This is a genomic window from uncultured Devosia sp. (assembly GCF_913055165.1).
In the GTDB taxonomy this organism is placed as follows: domain Bacteria; phylum Pseudomonadota; class Alphaproteobacteria; order Rhizobiales; family Devosiaceae; genus Devosia.
Genome location: NZ_CAJXJS010000001.1, coordinates 21,279 through 40,188, shown reverse-complemented (window position 1 = coordinate 40,188; position 18,910 = coordinate 21,279). Strand labels below are relative to the sequence as shown.

General features: G+C 63.0%; 20 protein-coding genes. 15 read left to right on the top strand and 5 right to left on the bottom strand.

Features of this window, described 5'->3' with window-relative positions; genetic code table 11:
* The first annotated feature begins 21 nt into the window (after window positions 1–21).
* The 9 genes from QZ564_RS00205 to QZ564_RS00170 all read left to right on the top strand — a co-directional run bounded on the left by QZ564_RS00205 (window position 22) and on the right by QZ564_RS00170 (window position 7,253).
* Window positions 22–762, top strand: a complete 741-nt coding sequence (locus QZ564_RS00205) for an NAD(P)H-binding protein (RefSeq protein WP_297103003.1) — start codon at window positions 22–24, stop codon at window positions 760–762.
* Window positions 759–1,466, top strand: coding sequence for a DUF4386 domain-containing protein (locus tag QZ564_RS00200; RefSeq protein WP_297103001.1), 708 nt, complete (start codon window positions 759–761; stop codon window positions 1,464–1,466). The genes QZ564_RS00205 and QZ564_RS00200 overlap by 4 nt, the downstream gene beginning before the upstream one ends.
* Window positions 1,467–1,529: 63 nt before the next feature.
* On the top strand, window positions 1,530–1,727 hold the full coding sequence (locus QZ564_RS19175; RefSeq protein WP_363311244.1) for a VOC family protein: 198 nt from the start codon (window positions 1,530–1,532) through the stop codon (window positions 1,725–1,727).
* The gene (locus tag QZ564_RS00195; protein WP_363311242.1) at window positions 1,672–1,959 is read left to right on the top strand and encodes a hypothetical protein; all 288 of its coding nucleotides are present in this window, start codon (window positions 1,672–1,674) and stop codon (window positions 1,957–1,959) included. The genes QZ564_RS19175 and QZ564_RS00195 overlap by 56 nt, the downstream gene beginning before the upstream one ends.
* Before the next feature lie 364 nt (window positions 1,960–2,323).
* Window positions 2,324–3,214, top strand: coding sequence for a metal ABC transporter substrate-binding protein (locus tag QZ564_RS00190; protein WP_297102998.1), 891 nt, complete (start codon window positions 2,324–2,326; stop codon window positions 3,212–3,214).
* A complete protein-coding gene (locus QZ564_RS00185) occupies window positions 3,211–4,086 on the top strand; it encodes a manganese/iron ABC transporter ATP-binding protein (RefSeq protein WP_297102995.1) in 876 nt (291 codons plus the stop codon). Before QZ564_RS00190 ends, QZ564_RS00185 begins: the two co-directional genes overlap by 4 nt.
* The gene (locus QZ564_RS00180; protein ID WP_297102992.1) at window positions 4,083–4,934 is read left to right on the top strand and encodes a metal ABC transporter permease; all 852 of its coding nucleotides are present in this window, start codon (window positions 4,083–4,085) and stop codon (window positions 4,932–4,934) included. The genes QZ564_RS00185 and QZ564_RS00180 overlap by 4 nt, the downstream gene beginning before the upstream one ends.
* Window positions 4,934–5,764 carry a metal ABC transporter permease gene (locus tag QZ564_RS00175; RefSeq protein WP_297102989.1) on the top strand — a complete coding sequence of 277 codons (831 nt, stop codon included), beginning with the start codon at window positions 4,934–4,936 and terminating at the stop codon, window positions 5,762–5,764. The genes QZ564_RS00180 and QZ564_RS00175 overlap by 1 nt, the downstream gene beginning before the upstream one ends.
* Before the next feature lie 460 nt (window positions 5,765–6,224).
* On the top strand, window positions 6,225–7,253 hold the full coding sequence (locus QZ564_RS00170) for a DUF2793 domain-containing protein (RefSeq protein ID WP_297102986.1): 1,029 nt from the start codon (window positions 6,225–6,227) through the stop codon (window positions 7,251–7,253).
* Window positions 7,254–7,392: 139 nt separating this feature from the next.
* Here QZ564_RS00170 and QZ564_RS00165 read toward each other — a convergent pair whose 3' ends face one another.
* Window positions 7,393–9,051: an MBL fold metallo-hydrolase gene (locus tag QZ564_RS00165; protein ID WP_297102983.1), complete on the bottom strand. Its 1,659-nt coding sequence runs from the start codon at window positions 9,049–9,051 to the stop codon at window positions 7,393–7,395.
* A 108-nt stretch (window positions 9,052–9,159) separates the two neighbouring features.
* Here QZ564_RS00165 and QZ564_RS00160 point away from each other — a divergent pair, with 108 nt between their 5' ends.
* Entirely contained in the window at window positions 9,160–9,510 is a 351-nt protein-coding gene (locus QZ564_RS00160) for a DUF1428 domain-containing protein (RefSeq protein ID WP_297102980.1), read from the top strand.
* 50 nt (window positions 9,511–9,560) lie between these two features.
* Here QZ564_RS00160 and QZ564_RS00155 read toward each other — a convergent pair whose 3' ends face one another.
* Together QZ564_RS00155 and QZ564_RS00150 are read right to left on the bottom strand one after the other, a co-directional pair.
* Window positions 9,561–10,112 carry an ActR/PrrA/RegA family redox response regulator transcription factor gene (locus QZ564_RS00155; protein ID WP_297102977.1) on the bottom strand — a complete coding sequence of 184 codons (552 nt, stop codon included), beginning with the start codon at window positions 10,110–10,112 and terminating at the stop codon, window positions 9,561–9,563.
* A 51-nt stretch (window positions 10,113–10,163) separates the two neighbouring features.
* Complete coding sequence (locus tag QZ564_RS00150; protein WP_297102974.1) at window positions 10,164–11,471, bottom strand: ActS/PrrB/RegB family redox-sensitive histidine kinase; 1,308 nt, start codon at window positions 11,469–11,471, stop codon at window positions 10,164–10,166.
* A 139-nt stretch (window positions 11,472–11,610) separates the two neighbouring features.
* Here QZ564_RS00150 and QZ564_RS00145 point away from each other — a divergent pair, with 139 nt between their 5' ends.
* From QZ564_RS00145 to QZ564_RS00130, 4 genes are all read left to right on the top strand, one after another.
* A complete protein-coding gene (locus QZ564_RS00145; protein ID WP_297102970.1) occupies window positions 11,611–12,066 on the top strand; it encodes a DUF2852 domain-containing protein in 456 nt (151 codons plus the stop codon).
* Window positions 12,067–12,151: 85 nt separating this feature from the next.
* Window positions 12,152–12,964 carry a SprT family zinc-dependent metalloprotease gene (locus QZ564_RS00140; RefSeq protein ID WP_297102967.1) on the top strand — a complete coding sequence of 271 codons (813 nt, stop codon included), beginning with the start codon at window positions 12,152–12,154 and terminating at the stop codon, window positions 12,962–12,964.
* 49 nt (window positions 12,965–13,013) lie between these two features.
* Complete coding sequence (locus QZ564_RS00135; protein WP_297102964.1) at window positions 13,014–13,352, top strand: hypothetical protein; 339 nt, start codon at window positions 13,014–13,016, stop codon at window positions 13,350–13,352.
* 63 nt (window positions 13,353–13,415) lie between these two features.
* Complete coding sequence (locus QZ564_RS00130; protein WP_297102960.1) at window positions 13,416–14,105, top strand: L,D-transpeptidase; 690 nt, start codon at window positions 13,416–13,418, stop codon at window positions 14,103–14,105.
* A gap of 92 nt (window positions 14,106–14,197) precedes the next feature.
* On the opposite strand, the gene QZ564_RS00125 is transcribed toward QZ564_RS00130, so the two are convergent.
* Window positions 14,198–16,915, bottom strand: a complete 2,718-nt coding sequence (locus QZ564_RS00125) for a PBP1A family penicillin-binding protein (RefSeq protein WP_297102957.1) — start codon at window positions 16,913–16,915, stop codon at window positions 14,198–14,200.
* A 258-nt stretch (window positions 16,916–17,173) separates the two neighbouring features.
* Here QZ564_RS00125 and QZ564_RS00120 point away from each other — a divergent pair, with 258 nt between their 5' ends.
* A complete protein-coding gene (locus QZ564_RS00120; protein ID WP_297102954.1) occupies window positions 17,174–17,704 on the top strand; it encodes a hypothetical protein in 531 nt (176 codons plus the stop codon).
* Here QZ564_RS00120 and QZ564_RS00115 read toward each other — a convergent pair.
* Window positions 17,701–18,723 carry an LLM class flavin-dependent oxidoreductase gene (locus tag QZ564_RS00115; protein WP_297102952.1) on the bottom strand — a complete coding sequence of 341 codons (1,023 nt, stop codon included), beginning with the start codon at window positions 18,721–18,723 and terminating at the stop codon, window positions 17,701–17,703. The two genes, QZ564_RS00120 and QZ564_RS00115, sit on opposite strands and share 4 nt — an antisense overlap.
* Between the last annotated feature and the right edge of the window lie 187 nt (window positions 18,724–18,910).

The window sequence follows — 18,910 nt, the reverse complement described above, 5'->3', positions numbered from 1 at the left end:
CCGCAGCAGGAGTGAACCACCATGAAACACATTGCGATCATCGGCATCTCAGGCAAGCTCGGCCAGTTGATGGCCAAGCACGCCCTGGCCCGCGGTTACCGGGTTACCGGCGTTTGCCGGCCGGAAAGCGTTGGAAAGCTGGACCACTTCCAGGACCACATTACGGTCGTTCCTGGCGAGACGAGCGATCCCGACGTCATCGCGAAGGCAATCTGGGGTTGTGACGGGGTTTTGACGGTCTTGGTGCCTTGGGGCATCGGTGGCATGGCCACGAAAACGGCGCTGACTGTGCTCGAACGCGCCGACCCGGGAGCGCGCCTGATCTTCTCGGCCGGCTGGCACATCCGCCGTAACGAGCATGACCGGTACGCGCTCAAGGATCGGCTGACGACCTGGGCTTTCGGCCGTCTCGCCCGTTTGACCGGCATGGCCGATATCAGTGACCATGTTCGGGCCGCGCGGCTCATTTTCGCATCTGATCGGGACTGGACCCTGGTGCGCGCCTCGGATCTCGAGGATGGCGACAGTGAAGGCTTACCCGTCTGGGCACCTCATGTCGGTGACCCGATCCTGCGCTCCAACCGTACCCGCCGCACCGACTTCGCCCTGTTCATGGTCAATGCCCTGACCGATGACAGCCTTATCCATCAAGCCCCCGCGCTGGTGAGCCGCGCATCGGCGTCCGTTCACGCCGGCCATTCAGGCGGACAGCAACCAATCGCCACTACCCGAACCACACCTGAAACTGGAGGACGACCATGAGAACCCAATTCAGCCATGCTGACCTCAAGACAGCGCGTCTTGCAGGCCTGCTCTATCTCATCATCATCGTCTGCGGCATCTTCTCCGAGGTAGCCCTGCGCGGCCCCTTGGTGGATTTCACCGACGCAGGATGGACGGCAACCGCCATTCTTGGCGCCCTCGACGCCTACCGCCTCTCGATCGCAGCCGACATCGTCATGGCTGTCGCCGACGCCGGACTGGCAATTCTGCTGTTCGTTCTGTTTCGGCCGGTGGCGCCTCGCCTGGCCCTGGCAGCGATGATCTTCAGGCTCATTCAATCGGTCATGATCGGCATCAATCTTATGAACATGCAGGCCGCGCTCTTGTTGATCGCGGGTGGCCAAGATCTGTCTGGCCTCGCATCCGGCACCGCTGAAGCGCTGGCACTGTTTTTCCTCAACATGCATGCACACGGCTATGACCTGGGCCTGGTCTTCTTCGGCATCAATTCAGTGATGACCGGCGTGCTGATCTGGCGCTCAGGTCTGGTGCACAAGAGCATTGGCCTGGGCGTTGCCCTTGCCGGAGCCGTATATCTGATGGGCAGCGGCCTGCGCTTCCTCGCGCCCGAGTTCTACGGCATCTTTGCTGCTGCCTATATTGTCCCGATGGTGACCGAGACGGCCTTCTGCGTAGCGCTCCTTTTGGTCGGCTTGCGTTCCCGCAGGACACAGGCGGCCTGACCCACGCCCACGGGCCGGTCAACGGCCGGCCCGCTCTCGCCAGGACAGAAATGGAGATTATCGATGTCCACACGCCCGAAACCCGGCGTCAACCGCCTCGTCGAGACAGCGATCTATGTCGACGACATCGCCCGTGCAAGCGAATTCTACGACACAGTCTTTGGTTTTCCAGCCCTGGTCCGCGACAATCGCGTGGTGGCCTATGATGCAAGGGGCTTCTACCATATTCCTGCTGTTCAAGCGGGGCGCGACCCTCAATGAAGTCGTGCTGGCGGGCGGTACGATCCCGCCCCACGACGGGTCCGGCCCGACCCATTTTTGCTTCGCCATCGACGCCGAACAGCTCGGCGATTGGGAGACCCACCTTGGCGAGCTAAACATCCCTATCGAAGCACGCATGAATTGGGATCAGGGCGGCAAGAGCCTCTATTTCCGCGACCCCTATGGCCATCTGATCGAACTGGGCACACCGGGCATCTGGCGAACCTATTGATTTGCTCCCGCACAAATCGATCTCCAAACGAAAATCACAAGCCACATCGGACCGGCGGTTGTCGGGGCAGTGTTCCGGCTCCCTAAATGACCGACTTGGGGCGCGCACCTGCCCGGCGGCTTTTCAATTCTCTTCAAGTACGCGCCACTCACGCAGCTCTTGGGTCCATTGCCCATGGGCAGCCCGGAGACGCAGGTGTGAATTGCGATGGAAGCAATAGCCGCTTGAGCCACAATATCCCTAGTGACGAGCCATTCTATGGCTCTGCCTACAGGCAGCTTTCGACCCGCGGCCCGCATCAAGCTACTTGCGAATGATTTGCAATTGCACTATCTAGACCAAGCCCAATCATTCGGAGTTGAGTATGCACCGCCGCCTTCTGACCGCCCTTATCCTTGCCGCGCCGCTTGCCTGTGCCCTGCCCGCTGCCGCCCAGGACCGCCTCAAGGCCGTCACCAGCTTCACCATTCTTGCCGACATGGCCCAGAACGTGGCTGGGGACGCGGCCGACGTGGTCTCGATCACCAAGCCGGGCGCTGAAATCCATAATTACCAGCCCACGCCGGGCGATCTAGTGGGTGCGCAGGATGCGGATCTGGTGCTGTGGAACGGGCTCAATCTTGAACAATGGTTTGAACAGTTCCTCGACAATCTGCCCGATGTGCCCAGCGTGGTGCTGACCGAGGGCATCGAGCCGATCGGCATTGGCGAAGGCCCCTATGAGGGCAAGCCGAACCCGCATGCCTGGATGTCGCCGACCGATGCCCTGGTCTATGTCGAGAATATCCGCGCTGCCTTCGTCGAGGCCGATCCGGCCAATGCCGACATCTACAATGCCAATGCCGAAGCCTATGCGGCCGAAATCACCGCCACGGTGGAGCCGATCCGCCAGGCGCTGGCCGCCATCCCCGAGGAAAACCGCTGGCTGGTTACCTCGGAAGGCGCCTTCTCCTACCTGGCGCGCGATTTTGGCCTCAAGGAACTCTATCTCTGGCCGATCAATGCGGACCAGCAGGGCACCCCAAGGCAGGTGCGCGACGTCATCGATGCGGTGCGCGAGCACAATATTCCGGTCGTCTTTTCGGAGAGCACGATCTCATCCAAGCCGGCTGAACAGGTGGCGCGCGAGACTGGCGCCAAATATGGCGGCGTGCTCTATGTGGATTCTCTTTCCGAGGCAGACGGGCCGGTCCCGACCTATCTCGATCTGCTCAAGGTCACCACAGAGACGATCGCCGCAGGATTTACTCAGTGAAACAAAATGCAGGCCCCGGCATTGCGGTAGAAGACATTACCGTTGCCTATCGCAATGGCACCACGGCCCTGAGGCATGCCAGCTTCACCAGCCCGCGCGGATCGATTACCGCGCTGGTTGGGGTCAATGGCGCCGGCAAGTCCACCATTTTCAAGGCCATTATGGGCTTTGTGCCGGTTGTTTCAGGCTCCATTTCCATTCTGGGGCAGGCGGGCCGCCAGGCCCAGCGCCAGAACAAGGTGGCCTATGTGCCCCAGTCCGAAGACGTGGACTGGAATTTTCCTGTCCTGGTCGAAGACGTGGTGATGATGGGCCGGTTCGGCCACATGAACATGCTGCGCATCCCCAGCGCCAATGACCGCAACAAGGTCGCGGCGGCGCTGGAGCGGGTCAACATGACCCAATATGCCAAACGCCAGATCGGCGAGCTTTCCGGCGGCCAGAAAAAGCGCGTCTTCCTCGCCCGCGCCCTGGCGCAGGAAGGCGAGGTGATCCTCCTCGACGAGCCCTTTACCGGGGTCGACGTCAAGACCGAGGACGCCATCATCGCCCTGCTGCGGGCCCTGCGCGACGAGGGCAAGGTGATCCTGGTCTCCACCCACAATCTGGGTTCGGTGCCCGAGTTCTGCGACCGTACCGTCATGGTCAAGGGCACGGTGCTGGCCTATGGTCCGACTTCTGAAGTCTTCACGCGCGAGAAGCTCGAGGAAGCCTTTGGCGGCGTGCTGCGGCACTTCGTGCTGTCTGGCGCGGGCCTGCATGCCGATGACGATCCGCGTCATCTTTCGGTCCTCACCGACGACGAGCGCCCGCTGGTCTTTTATGGCGAAGAAGGCAAGGAAGAGCACCAGCAGGCGAGCCGCGAAAAATGATCGACCTGCTGCTCGAGCCCTTTTCCTACAACTACATGGTCAATGCCATGTGGGTCTCGGCCCTGGTGGGGGGTGTGTGCGCCTTTCTCTCGGCCTATCTGATGCTCAAGGGCTGGTCGCTGATCGGCGACGCCCTATCGCACTCCATCGTGCCGGGCGTGGCCGGGGCCTATATGCTGGGCCTGCCCTTTTCGCTGGGCGCCTTCCTCTCGGGGGGCCTGGCCGCCGTGGCCATGCTGTTCCTCAGCCAGCGCACCAAGCTCCGGGAAGACGCGGTCATCGGGCTGATCTTTACCGGTTTTTTCGGCCTGGGGCTGTTCATGGTCTCGGTCTCACCCACCTCGGTCGATGTGCAATCGATCGTCCTGGGCAATATCCTGGCCATCACGCCGGAAGACACGCTGCAGCTGGTGCTGATCTCGGTGGTGACGCTGGGCGTGATGCTGGTGATCTGGAAGGATCTGATGGTCACCTTTTTCGATGAGAGCCATGCCCGCTCCATTGGCCTCAGGACCACCTGGCTCAAGGCGATCTTCTTCACACTCCTCAGCGCGGCGACAGTGGCCGCCATGCAGACCGTCGGCGCCTTCCTCGTCATCGCCATGGTGGTGACACCGGGCGCCACCGCCTATCTGCTGTCCGACCGGTTCCCGCGCCTCATCGGCATCGCCATTGCCGTGGGCGTCCTGTCATCGGCCATCGGGGCGTATCTGAGCTATTTCCTTGATGGCGCGACCGGCGGCATCATCGTGGTGCTGCAGACCCTGGTGTTCCTCACCGCCTTTGTCTTTGCCCCCAAGCATGGCTGGCTGGCGGCGCGGCGCCGCATTGCCGGGGAGACTGCATAATGACCTGGTATGAAATGGCGCTCTGGCCCTTCCAGCTTCCCTTCATGGTTCAGGCCATGGTGATCGGCGTTCTCGTGGCGGTGCCAACCGCCCTGCTCTCCTGTTTCCTTGTGCTCAAGGGCTGGTCGCTGATGGGCGATGCCATCTCCCATGCCGTGCTGCCCGGGGTTGTCCTGGCCTATGTCGTCGGCCTGCCCATTGGCGTCGGGGCCTTCATCGCCGGCATGGTCTGTGCGCTGTCGGTCGGCTTTCTCAAGGAGAATTCCCGCATCAAGGAAGACACGGTCATGGGCGTGGTGTTTGCGGGCCTGTTCGGCCTCGGGATCGTGCTCTACACCGCCATCACCACCGATGTGCATCTGGACCATATCCTGTTCGGCAATATGCTGGGCGCGAATGGCGCGGATTTGCTGCTGGCGGCGATCATTGCCCTGGCCGTGGTGCTGGTCGTCGGCGCGAAATGGCGCGACCTGATGCTCTTCATCTTCGATGCCCAGCAGGCCGGCGCCATCGGGCTCAATACGCGCCTCCTGCATTATGGCCTTCTGGCCATGATTTCCCTGACCATTGTGGGCGCCCTGCAGGCAGTCGGCATGATATTGGTCATTGCCCTATTAATTGCGCCGGGCGCCATTGCCTTCCTCATCACCCGTCGTTTCGGGGTCATGCTGCTGGTGGCCATGGGCGTATCGGTCGGATGCAACCTTTTGGGCGTCTATCTCAGCTTCTTCCTCGACAGCGCCCCGGCGCCCACCATTGTGCTGTTGATGAGTGCCTGCTTCATCCTGGCCTTTGTGGCCACGCAGAGACAACGGGTGGCGGCGGTCTGACGGCGGACTTATCCCCGCCCCCAAATCCTGCCCCATAATCCCGCCTATTCCTCTCGCGATAGGGCGGCCTGCAGCGACCAGTGGCGGGAGGGAAAGCCGGGCGTGGGGCAGTCGCGTGCCACCGCGGTCTGGGGGTCGGCGGGTGAGAGTTCGTGCCTGTTGTGGCTTCGGCCGCAGCTGAAAGCGGGTGCCCTAAGGGCGGCCGTGCCGGACAGCCTTCCAAGTTATCCCCTATCGAGAAATCCCGGCGTTCCCGAGACGGCTTTCGTCTCAGTTTTTGTTTGTTTCAGGGACGGTAGCCGTCTCGGGACTCCGCTCTTCATTCAGAACCGCGAGGCCAGCTGGCCGGGCGGCCAAAGCTGCTGGCCAGAAGTGCCAAGCGGCATACGGCGCACCCAGTTATCCCCGGGCCGTCTACCGGACGCACACTGGCTCCGAATGCAACCTCGGAGACATCCCCATGGACCAGACCGCCCGGCTTTCCCTGCCCTTCATCATGTCGGGACAGGCGCTCAAGCACATTACCCATAATGACGCCCTCAACCGGCTCGACGCCCTGGTGCAGCCAGTGGTGGAATCCACCGTTCTGGCCGTGCCGCCCGTCTCGCCCCTGCCCGGCGAAGCCTGGATCGTTCCGTCCGGCGCCAGCGGGGCCTGGGGCGGCCATACCGACGAAATCGCCGCCTTTCAGGATGGTGCCTGGATATTCTATGACCCGGCAAAGGGCTGGCAGGTGTTCGATCGCGCCAGCGATGCGCTTCTGCTCTTCTCCGGAACCGCCTGGGTGCCAATTGCCGCCACGGGAGCCGGCCTGCCGCAATTGGGCATCAATGCCAGTGCAGACAGCACCAACCGGCTGGCCGTGGCTTCGGCCGCGACGCTATTGACCCATGCCGGAGCGGGGCACCAGCTCAAGCTCAACAAGGCAGCCAGCGGCGATACGGCGAGCCTTCTCTTCCAGTCCAACTGGTCGGGGCGGGCCGAAATGGGGCTGATGGGCGATGATCACTGGCGCATCAAGATCAGCCCGGACGGCTCGGCCTGGACTGATGCAATCACCATCGCGGCCGACACCGCTTCGGTCAGCATTGCCGGCGTGCTGCGCCCGGCTGGCGACAACACCCAGAGCCTGGGTGCCAGCGGCGCGCGCTGGTCGGCCGTGTGGTCGGCCACCGGCACCATCCAGACCTCGGACATTCGGCACAAGACAGACATCGTCCCAACCGATCTGGGTCTCGATTTCATCCGGCGTCTGGAACCGGTCCGCTATGCCTGGAAGGGCGGCGACGGGCGCCATCACTATGGCCTCATCGCCCAGCAGGTCGCCGGGATCGTGAGCGATCTCGATATCGACTTCGGCGGCCATGTGCTGGCAGACCCCGAAGACCCGACCAGCCAGCAGGCCCTGCGCTACGACCAGTTCATCGCCCCGCTTATTCGGGCGATTCAGGAGCTGGTGGAGCGTGTGGAGGGGTTGGAGGGGCGGTAACCGCGGTTGGCCATTGATTTCCCGGTTCCTTCGTCATTGCCCGGCTTGTCCGGGCAATCCATCCCATAATGCCATGGACCACCCGGACAAGCTGGGTGGTGACGATGACGGAGGGGTCGCACCTGGTCTGTTACAGGCCCTATTCGTCATAGCCGGCCGTCTCCACCGGCGTGATCGGCGTGGGCCGGCCTTTGGGCGTGGGATTGGCACCCTGGGCGGACAATTCGGCTTGCAAGGCCTGCATCAGGGCGAGTTTTTCCGCATCGGGCAGTTCGTGCAGGCGCTGGCTCAGGCGGATGGTGAAATCGGAAAAGGCATTGTGCCAGTCGGATGGCATTTGCTTGAGATCGACGCGACGGGCCCTTGGCGCCTTGGCGGCCTGGATGCCGGCGGCGCTGAGTTCGAAGAAGTCGTCGAGCTGCGGCAGGATGACCTGGTCGCCCCCGAGCTTGCCGGAAGCGACCAGGGCTTCGCGCAGGGCATGGCGCTCCTCATCCTCGCCATGGGTCAGGAACAGCGCGCCATGGGCTGGCAGGCGCTTGCTGATCCAGTCCATCAGCTCCGTGTGGTCGGCATGGGCGGAGTAATTGCCCATGGAGCGGATGGTCGCCCGCACCGGCACCAGCGTGCCGTGGATGCGCACTTCCCGGGCGCCGGAGAGAATGATCTGCCCCAGCGTGCCCGGCGCCTGGTAGCCGACGAACAGAACCGTGGCATTGGAGCGGATCAGATTGTTCCGGAGGTGATGCTTGATGCGCCCGGCATCGGCCATGCCCGAGGCCGACAGAATGATGGCCCCACCCTTGATGGCGTTGAGCGCCTTGGAGTCCTCTACCGCCTCGATGATGCGGAACCGCTCGTCATTGAACAATTCGCCGGCGCTAAGCTCGGTGTCCTCGAACATCTTGGCGTATTTCCGGTAGACGCCGGTGACCTTGCTGGCCAGGGGCGAATCCAGGGCGACCAGTTGCGGGGTGATCTCGCCATCCCGGATGAGCGTGCCGATATCGTGCAGCAATTCCTGGCTGCGCTCGACCGCAAAGGTGGGAATGATGAGATTGCCACCGCGCTGGAGCGCCTCCTGGATTTCGGTCTTGAGCGTCTGCCGCCGCTGCTCAAGCGTATATTCCTCCCGCTCGCGGCCGCCATAGGTCGATTCACACAGGATATAGTCAAAGCCCGCCGGCCCCTCGGGCTCGGTGTAAAAGACCTTCTCATCCGGCCCGATATCGCCGGAGAACATCAGCCGCACCGGCTTGCCGTTGCTGTCCTTGACCTCCACCTCGATGGAGGCGGAGCCGATAATGTGCCCGGCATTCCAGTAGCGGGCGCGCACGCCGGGGCCGGGTTCGATCCAGCTGTCGTAGTCGCAGATGCGGCGGTGCTCCAGCGCCTCTTCGGCATCGGCCATGGTGTAAAGCGGCCTTACCGGCTCATCGCCCCGGCGCGAACGTTTGCGGCTTTCCCGCTCGGCTTCGCTCTCCTGGATGCCGGCGCCATCGGGCAACAGGTATTCGAGCAGGCCGGCCGTGGGCGCCGTCATCCACATCGGCTTTCGCCAGCCCTCGGCACACAGCTTGGGCAAGAGGCCGGCATGATCGATATGGGCGTGGGTCAAGAGCAGGAAATCGATCGCCTTGGGATCGAAGGGGGTGGGCTTGAGATTGAGCTCACGCACGCTCTTATTGCCCTGGAACAGGCCGCAATCGACCAGGAACTGCCCCCCTGGGTGCACGACGCGATAGCAGGAACCGGTCACTGTGCCCGCCGCGCCGTGGAAATGCAGGGTGACGGTCATGGGCAGGCTCCTGGGATTTTTGGTGCATTGGATGTCGAGGTTAGCGCCTCCCGCTCGTCAAAGTCGAGACAGGCGCAATCCCGCGCCGGGCAAATCAGGAGACGACCGATGCCCTATATTGATGGAATGGTCACCGCCGTACCCAAGGCGAACCGGCAGGCCTATATCGAGCATGCCAGCAAGGCTGCCGACCTGCTCAAATCCTGGGGCGCGACGCGGGTGGTGGAGAATTGGGGCGATGACGTGCCCAGGGGCGAGCTCAACGACTTCTATGGCGCCGTCCAGGCCAGGGACGACGAGGTCGTCGTCTTCTCCTGGATCGAATATCCCGACAAGGCCACTCGCGACGTCGCCATGCGCAAGATGATGGCGCCCGAAGCCATGCAGCAATTCGGCGAGATGCCGTTTGACGGCAAGCGGATGATTTTCGGCGGCTTCGAGACGCTGTTTACGAAGTGAGGGTCGCCCCCTCCCGGCCTCCCCTGATAGGGGAGGTTGGGTGTGGTGCCTCAGCGCGGCGCCCGCTTGGCCAGGATGCGCTGCAGCGTGCGGCGGTGCATGTTGAGCCGCCGCGCGGTCTCGGAGACATTGCGGTCGCACAATTCATAGACGCGCTGGATATGCTCCCAACGCACCCGGTCCGCCGACATCGGGTTTTCCGGCGGCTCGGGCTTGTCCTCGCCGGTCGCCAGCAGCGCGTTGATGACATCGTCGGCGTCGGCGGGCTTGGAAAGATAATCCATGGCGCCCAGCTTCACCGCGGTCACCGCCGTGGCGATATTGCCGTAGCCGGTCAAGACGACGGCACGAGCGTCCGGGCGCTTCTGGTGCAGGGCGGAGACGACATCGAGGCCATTGCCGTCCTCGAGCCGGAGATCAACCACCGCATAGGCGGGCGGACGCTCCGCCACGGCGGCCAGGCCTGCCGACACCGTGCCGGCAATGCGCACTTCAAAGCCCCGACGCGTCATGGCGCGTTCGAGGCGGCTCAGAAAGGCGGCATCATCATCGACGAGCAGCAGGCTCGGATCGGCAGCCAGAAGGTCTTCAATCGTATCCATGGCTTTTCCAATATTCCTTTGCTCACGCTACGTCAAAACCAACCGGTCCGATCACTCCAGGCTGCTGCGCAGCCAGGTGATGCGCACCCGCGCGTGACCGTTGGGCTGGGCATTGTCGAAAGTGAGCCGGGCCCCGGTTCGTTCCAGCAGGGTCTTGGCAATGAAGATGCCCAGGCCCAGGCCGCCGGGCTGGTGGGCGTCGCTGCCTGCCGGGTCGCGCGGGCGGCTGGTGAGGTATGGTTCGCCAAGCCGGGCGATCAGTTCGGGCGCGAAGCCCTTGCCGTCATCAATGATGGAAACGGTAATCCGGTGTTGATCCCAGCCGCTCTCGATGCGGACCGTCTGGGCGGCAAAATCGGTGGCATTCTCGATCAGATTGCCCAGCCCATAGAGCAGGCCCACACTGCGGGGAAAGACCGGAGGCGGTCCTGCGGTGTTTTCGGCGTCGAAGAGGATCACCTTGCCTCGCCCTTCATGAGGCCGCGCCACCTCGTCGAGAATGTCCGGCAGAGGCGCCTCGGCAAACAGGTCCGCCGGCTCGCTGCCCAGGTTCCGGAGCTTGGCCAGAATGGCCCGGCAACGCGCCGCCTGAGCAATGATCAGTTCCACGTCCTCAGCCAGCTGGCTGTTCTTGTCGACCTCGTCGCGCATCTCCTTGGCGGCCAGGGCAATGGTAGACAGCGGCGTGCCCAGTTCATGCGCCGCCGCTGCAGCCAGGCCATCGAGCGCCGACAATTGCTCGCGCCGGGACAGCGCCAGTTCGGTAGCGGCCAGGGCATCGGCGATCTGGCGGGCGTCATTCGCCACCCGATTGGTATAGGCGGAGATGAAGACCACGCCGCAGATGATCGACACCCAGATGCCGATGACATAGATGCGGTTGAAAACAATGTGCTGGTCAGGCTCCCAGGGCAGCGGCAGGTGCATGACGGCCAGCACCGAAGCGATGGCTGCGGCCAGCAGCGCGACCAGAAAGGCCTGGCGCTTGGGCAGCGAGGTCGCCGACACCGAGACCGGGGCAAGCAGCAGCAGCGCGAATGGGTTTTCCAGTCCACCCGTCAGGGCCAGGAGGCCACCGAGCTGACAAAGATCGAAGGCCAATTGCAGGGCGGCGACCCGCGCGGAAAGACGAAAGTGCGGCCCAAGGCGCAAGGTCAGACCGATATTGAGCGCCGCCGACAGACCGATGAGCAACAGGCATTCCAGCAGCGGCAGGGGAAAGCCCAGTCCCCAATTGACGAAAAGAACGCCGATGGTCTGCCCGATCACTGCCAGCCAGCGCAGAATGACCAGTGTCTGCAGGCGCAAGGGCCGCCAGCTTGCGGGCAAGGGCAATTGCGGGAGTGTCTGTTCGGTCATGCCGCTCGCTCCGAGGCTGTCATTTGTGGCGCATAGGAAGCACCAATGCCGATTTCAAGCACAAAAATTGGTAGGCACATGCTTGATCCTGCCCTGCGGCGGACCATTTGAGTCTCATCGTGACTGGGAGACGAACGATATGACAACTGCAATCATCAAACCGCAATGGTCCCCGCTGACCATCGCCCTCATGGTTCTGGGTTTCATCATCTTCTGGCCGCTCGGCCTGGCGATGCTGGCCTATATCCTCTGGGGTGAAAAATTCGGCGGCTCCGCCGAAAAGGCACAGGCCTATTGGAACAAGGGGTGTAGCTATATGCGCAACAATTCCAAGCATCACGGCTTCGGCCGCAGCGAATTCACCTCCTCAGGGAATGCCGCCTTTGACGAGTACCGTACAGAACAGCTCAAGCGCCTTGAGGAAGAACGCGCCCGTCTCGATGCCGAGATCGACGCCTTCCACGAGTACATGGCCAATCTGCGCAAGGCCAAGGACCGCGAGGAATTCGACCGCTTCATGAGCGAGCATCGCGGCAACCGCCAGGGCTTTGGCGACAACAACCAGAACAATTGGGGCAACAATAACGGCCAGTAAGCCGTTGTCCCTCCCGACTTCCCTAGCCTCCAATGACGACTGGCGCCCCCACAAGGGGCGCTTTTTCATTCGGGGCTGCACTAGCATGGGGAAGGGCAAGCTGGCGCCAAATGCGTTACACTGGCCCGATCTGATTCACTGGAGCACCATGTTCTCCTTCCTGCGCCAGCGCACCCCGCCTCCCAGGACCACACAGCTGATGCTCGACGGCCAGGCCGTGGAGATCGCTGTCAAAGTCTCAAGCCGGGCGCGTTCGTTCCGCCTGTCTCTGCCCGCGACCGGGCCGCTGCTGACCCTGCCCGAGGGCGCGCGCTGGGCGGACGCTGAAGCGTTTCTCCATCGGCACCGGCACTGGCTGGCTGCTCGATTGCCGCGGGCGACGCAGGCGCAAAGGCTCGTAGCCGGCGCGGCCGTACCGCTTCGGGGGGTCATGCACCGGGTCATCGCCACCGGCCGGCTGCGCGGCCGCGTTGAGGCCAGCGCGACCGCAGAAGGTCCGGTGCTGCTGGTTCCTGGCGAGCCCGAACACCAGCCCCGCCGGCTCTATGACTGGCTCAAGGTCCAGGCACTGGCCGATCTTGAGGCCCAGAGCGATTTGCATGCCGGGCGGCTTGGCGTTGGGGTGAAGCAGGTGCGGCTGCGCAGCCAGTCCAGCCGCTGGGGCTCCTGCTCCTCGAGCGGCAATATCAACTATAATTGGCGGCTGATCCTGGCCCCGCCGCATGTGCTGGACTATGTCGCCGCCCATGAGGTGGCCCACCTTTTGGAGATGAACCATTCGCCTGCCTTCTGGGCCACGGTCCGGCGGACCTTGCCCGACATGGAGCGTGGCAAAGCGTGGCTCAAAGCACACGGTCGGGAGCTGATGGCCTGGCAAGCGCCCGGAGAAGCACCCTAATCCCCATTATGCCCCGATCCTGCCGCAATCGCTGATGTATCAGCAGGATATGCGTCGACTCGTGGCTCTCATCATCGTCATCTTTGCCTTTGCCGCCGTGGCCGGCGCCACGACCGCGCATGCCCATCGCTATGTCAGCACACCCATTGTGGTGCTCAACCATGTCGATGCGCTCAATCAACCCATTCCGGTGGTGGTACATGTACAGCGCGGCCAGATTGATCTGGGGACTGGGATTACCATGCCCTGCGGACACCACCAGGCCATCCCTACGTCCCTGCCGGGGGTGCCACCGACAATGCCGGACCCAAGGTTGTGGCCCGAATTGACAGCACAGGCCCCCATCTGGACCGAGCCGGTTCCCCTGCGTCCACCCCGGCACATCTGAGCGCCAGGGCCAAGTCAAAACACATTAAACGCTTATGGTCCCATCCGGACCAAGGATTGCCTCATGTCTTCATTTACCGACGCGACCCTGTCGCGCCGCGCCGTCATGGCCGGCCTTGCCGGCCTCGGCGCTCTCACTCTTGCCGGCTGCTCCACCAGCGGCACCACACGCCTGGCCACTGCGGTGGCGACGCCTACCCGCCCCACCATACCCCTCGATGTGCTGGCCATGTATGCAGCCCGCCCGGAGGAAGCACATCCCGTACCGGCGGCCGACATTTCGCTGATGAACCCGGACTACTGGCGACAGGACGTCGTCAACCCAACCGGGGAGCCAGCGGGTCGGGTGGTCGTCGATACCACCAGTTACTTCCTCTATTTCACCATGCCATCGGGCCGGGCAATGCGCTATGGCGTCGGGCTGGGACGCGCCGGCTTCGAATGGAGTGGCCAGGGTCACATCGCCTATAAACGGAAATGGCCTGTCTGGACGCCACCGGCCGAGATGATCGCGCGCCAGCCGGAACTGGAAATCTATCGTCATGGTCAGCCCCCGGGCCTGCTCAATGCCCTGGGCGCCCGCGCGCTCTATATCCATCAGGGCAATCGGGACACCCTCTACCGGATCCACGGCACCATGGACGTCGCCTCGATCGGCAAGGCGGTGTCGTCCGGCTGCGTGCGCTTGTTGTTCCACGATGTCATCGATCTTTATGAGCGCGTTCCCAATGGAGCACCGATCCTGGTGATTTGAGGTGCGTGGCATCGCGACGCACCATTCTGGAAGACGCGACAAGCAAAGGCCCCGGGATCGCTCCCGGGGCCTTTGATGTACATGGCGGCGTGTTAGTTGCCGAAGATCAAGTCCATCAGAGTGCGCTGGCGCTGCGGCTCCTGATAAGTCGGCTGTTGCTGTACCTGGCCGGGCGGGACAATCTGACCCTGGGGAACAGCCTGCTGTCCGGCGGGGGCGCTGGACACCCAGACCTGTTGGCCGGTCGCCGGATCGACGATGAGCGTCATCGGCAGGCCCGTTTCAGGGTCGATAGGCGCGGTTCCAAACCCATTGGCCTGCTGTTGCAGCGGGAAGCCGGTGACCGGGTCAATGGCCTGACCATTGGCATCGTACTGCACCGCGGCCTCGCCTCCGGTAGCCAGGGGCAGACCTGTTGCCGGATCGATTGGAAGACCGGTGGCGGGATCATACTGCGCGCCCGTCGCCGGATCATAGTTGAGCCCGGTGGCTGGATCGTATTGCAGGCCGACCGGTAGTCCGGTGGCCGGATCCACCATGGTTCCGGTCTGGATCGGCGGGTTGATAGACTGGCTGTCCACAGGCGCCAGACCCTCAATGGGCAGGCCGGTCGCCGGGTCAATGGCCACGACCTGCCCCGTGGTCGGGTCGGTCATCGTCTGGACCGGCTGACCGGTACCCCCATCGACATATTGCACCATGGGCTGACCCGTGGCCGGATCGATTGCCGGCATGCCGGTATTGGGATCGATCATCTGCTGGGCGATCAGCTGGCCGGCATAGGAGCCACCGGGAATGGATGCAGGCGAACGGCCCGCATGCGCCTTGGTCATGAACTCGGACCAGATATTGGCCGGCACATTGCCACCCGAGAGCGTGGTCTTGGTGTCGTTGTCATTGCCCAGCCACACGCCAGTGACCATGGCCGAAGTGTAGCCAACGAACAGGGCATCGCGGGCGTTCTGGCTGGTACCCGTCTTGCCGGCAAAGTCCCAACCACCCAGATTGGCGCCGCGACCGGTCCCCACTTCAACGGCCGTCTTGAGCATGTCGTTCATCTCGGCGAGCACGTTGGGGTCGACCACCCGGCCCGGTCCGGCATTGGAGGCCTCATAGAGCACATTGCCCTGGACGTCCGAAATCTTGGTGATGACATTGGGTATGACCCCCATGCCACCATTGGCGAAGGGCGCGTAGGCACTGGTCAGCTCGAGCAGGTTCACTTCCTGGGTGCCCAGCGCAATCGAGGGGACAGGCGTGAGATTGGAGGAAATGCCCATGCGCATGGCCACTTCGATCACCTTCTCGGGTGTGACGTCGATCGCCAGTCGTGCCGCGATGGTGTTGAGCGAATAGGCCAGGCCCTGCCGCAAGGTGACCGTCCCGGCATATTTGCCCGAGGCATTGCGCGGGCTCCAGCCCTCATATTCAAATTGGGCGTCCTCGGCCAAAGTGTCGGGCGTGTAGCCCTTCTCCATGGCGGCCATATAAACGAAGGGCTTGAAGGTCGAGCCCGGCTGGCGCTTGGCGGTGATGGCCCGGTTATACTGGCTGGCCTGGTAGTCCACGCCGCCCACCATGGCGCGCACCGTACCATCGACATCCATCGCCACGAGAGCCCCCTGGGAGAAGCCGCGCTTCGGCCCCTCATTGGCCACCGCCTCCTTGACGATGAACTCGGCGTCTTTCTGCATCTTGTAGTCGATGGTGGTCTGGACCACCACGTCACCTTCGATCTCGCCGATATAGGCGGTCATCAGGCTTTCGACCCAGTCAGCGACATAGGATTCGGAACCGGCGACGACGGTGCGAATGGTCTGGTTGGGATCGATGCGGGCCGCGTCGGCTTCTTCGCGGGTGATATAGCCTTCCTGCGCCATGGCATTGAGGACAAGGCGCTGCCGGTCCCGGGCGGTATCGGGGTTAGCCTTGGGATTATAGGCCGAGGGTGCTGGCAGAATGCCGACCAGCATGGCGGCCTGGCCCAACGAAAGATTACGCGCCGAAACGCCGAAATAGGTCTGTGCCGCCGCCTCGATGCCGTAGGCGCCCGAGCCGAAATAGACCCGGTTCATATAGAGTTCGAGGATTTCTTCCTTGGTGAAGTTCTGTTCCAGCCAGACGGCGAGAATGGCTTCCTGCACCTTGCGGCCCAAGGTCTGGTCCGGTGTAAGGAACAGGTTCTTGGCGACCTGCTGGGTGATGGTCGAGGCGCCGCGGGTCACGCCGCGCGCTTCTACCATTTCCACGGCCACCGAGAGCAGCCCGATCGGGTCGACGCCGAAATGGCTCATGAAGCGCCGGTCTTCCGAGGCAATGAAGGCCGCCGGCACATATTGGGGCAGCTCGCGGAAGGTGATGGCCTCGCCGCCGGTCTGACCGCGATTGGAAATCAGGCTGCCATCGGCCGCCAGGATGCGAATATTTGGGGGACGCTCGGGGATTGCCCAAGTATCGGCGGACGGCAGTTGGGCCCCGTAATAGACGATAACGCCTATCACGGCCAGACCACCCCAAAGGCAGGCGACAAAACCCCACCACAACAGGCCCATCAACAGGCCGCCGGAACGCTTCTTGCGGCGCGGGCGAGCCGGTTCGGCCCTGCCCTTGCGCGCCGGCTTCTTCGGTGATTTGGGCGGCTTACCGCCGCCCCCGGCGCCACCGGTGCGGACTTCATCCACGGAGAAGGCCATGGTCTGTCCCATGGTCGGCTCGACGCGCTGTCCCTTCGCCGCAGGCCGCGCCTGGGTCTTGTTCTGGCGATCCTTGGGAGCGCCAACGCGATCATCGGCCGAAATGCGGAAATCCATCAGGCAAACCTAGTGAAGGGAAGGGATCCAAGCTGCTTCTACCCTGTTCGTCCAGCAAGGGAAACAAATGGTAAGCAAGAGGTTAAGATCGGTCGATATCGACTGGCTAAACACCCGCTGCGGTCCAGCAGCACATGGCAGACGCTTCTCCGCGCCAATTGTGGCCGGTTTATGGGTCAAGTCGCCACTTGTGCGGCATGTGTGACAGACCTGCCACAGCTCTTGCCAGCGCAGAGCAGGCAGGGCAACACATCGGTCATGCGCGCGCTTTTGCCTTTGCTTGCCCTGTCCATATTGCTCCTGTCGGCTGTCCAGCCCAGGGCCGATGCGGTCCAGACCGCGTTCAACGACGCTATCGCCGCCTTTGAGACGGCGCGGACAGGACTAGCGGCCGAGAACTTCGGGGTCGATGTGACTGCCTATCAGGACGCCCTTACGGAGGGACAATTTGCCTCCCGGCATTGGGGCGGAGAGATCGCCGTGGAGCTGATCGAACCTGCGGAGAACAGCGGCGCCTGCGCGCGGTTTGCCGCCTATGTGCACCTGCCGGCCCATGACGGCCGGGTGCGCATGGTCGTCTGCCCGCAGTTTTCTGCCGACGGAACCCCGGCACTGCGGCGGCTCACGGTGCTGCACGAGATGGTGCACGTCGTCGCTGGCGCCGATGAATGCCGCGCCATGGCATTTGCCGCACGTGTCGAACTGCTGGCGAATGGGGCGTTCACGCCGGTCGAGCGCTATTGGCGGGCCAATGATTGCGACCAATCGCCATTTCGCTTGCCTGACTAACGCCAACCCAGACCGGGGGCGACATATTTGAGGATGCTCTCGATGACATGGGCATTGTAGTCCACACCCAGTTGATTGGGCACGGTCAGCAGCAGTGTATCGGCCTCGGCGATGGCCTCGTCGCGCTTGAGTTCCTCGATCAGCTTGTCCGGTTCGGCCGTATAGCCGCGGCCGAAGACGGCGCGCTTTTCCGGTTCGATGTAGCCGAACTGGTCTTCCTCGGGTCGGCCAGAGCCGAAATACATGCGGTCCCGATCATTGACGAGGGCGAAAATGGAGCGGCTGACCGAAACGCGTGGGGTGCGGGTGTGGCCGGCTTCCTTCCAGGCGGCGCGGTAGGCACGGATCTGTTCGGCCTGCTGGATGTGGAAGGGTTTGCCGCTTTCGTCGAATTTGAGTGTCGAGGATTGCAAATTCATGCCCATCTTGGCCGCCCAGACGGCCGTGGCGTCGCTGGCCGCACCCCACCAGATGCGCTCGAGCAGACCCTCGGAATAGGGTTCGAGCCTGAGCATGCCGGGGGGATTGGGAAACATGGGGCGCGGATTGGGCTGGGCAAAACCCTGGCCGGTCAGGGCCTTGAGGAAAATTTCTGCGTTGAGCCGGGCCATGTCGGCATCGGTCTGGCCCTCGGCCGGCTCGTAGCCGAAATAGCGCCAGCCATCGATCACCTGTTCGGGCGAGCCGCGCGAAATACCCAATTGCAGCCGCCCCTCGGAGATCAGGTCGGCCGCCCCGGCATCCTCGGCCATGTAAAGCGGATTTTCGTAGCGCATGTCGATAACGGCGGTGCCGATCTCGATCTTGCTTGTTTTCGCACCCACCGCCGCCAGAAGCGGAAAGGGTGAGGCAAGCTGGCGGGCAAAATGATGCACCCGGAAATAGGCCCCGTCAGCGCCCAGCTCCTCTGCGGCCACGGCCAGATCAATTGACTGCAGGAGAGCGTCCGACGCCGTTCGCGTGCCCGAATTGGGCGACGGGCTCCAATGACCAAAAGAGAGGAAGCCGATCTTTTTCATGGAAACCTCGCGGAAATGGTGCAGCCGGAACCGGCTCTCGTCCGTAACTAAGCATCTGCCGCGCCGATGAGAAGATCACCGGGTCAGACGCATTGATCCATGTGGTCGAACAATGTCGCGCAGACAAGAAGGCACGCCTATGTGCTCATGGGCGACAGCGCGAGCCTGAGACATGCGCAGCCGACCA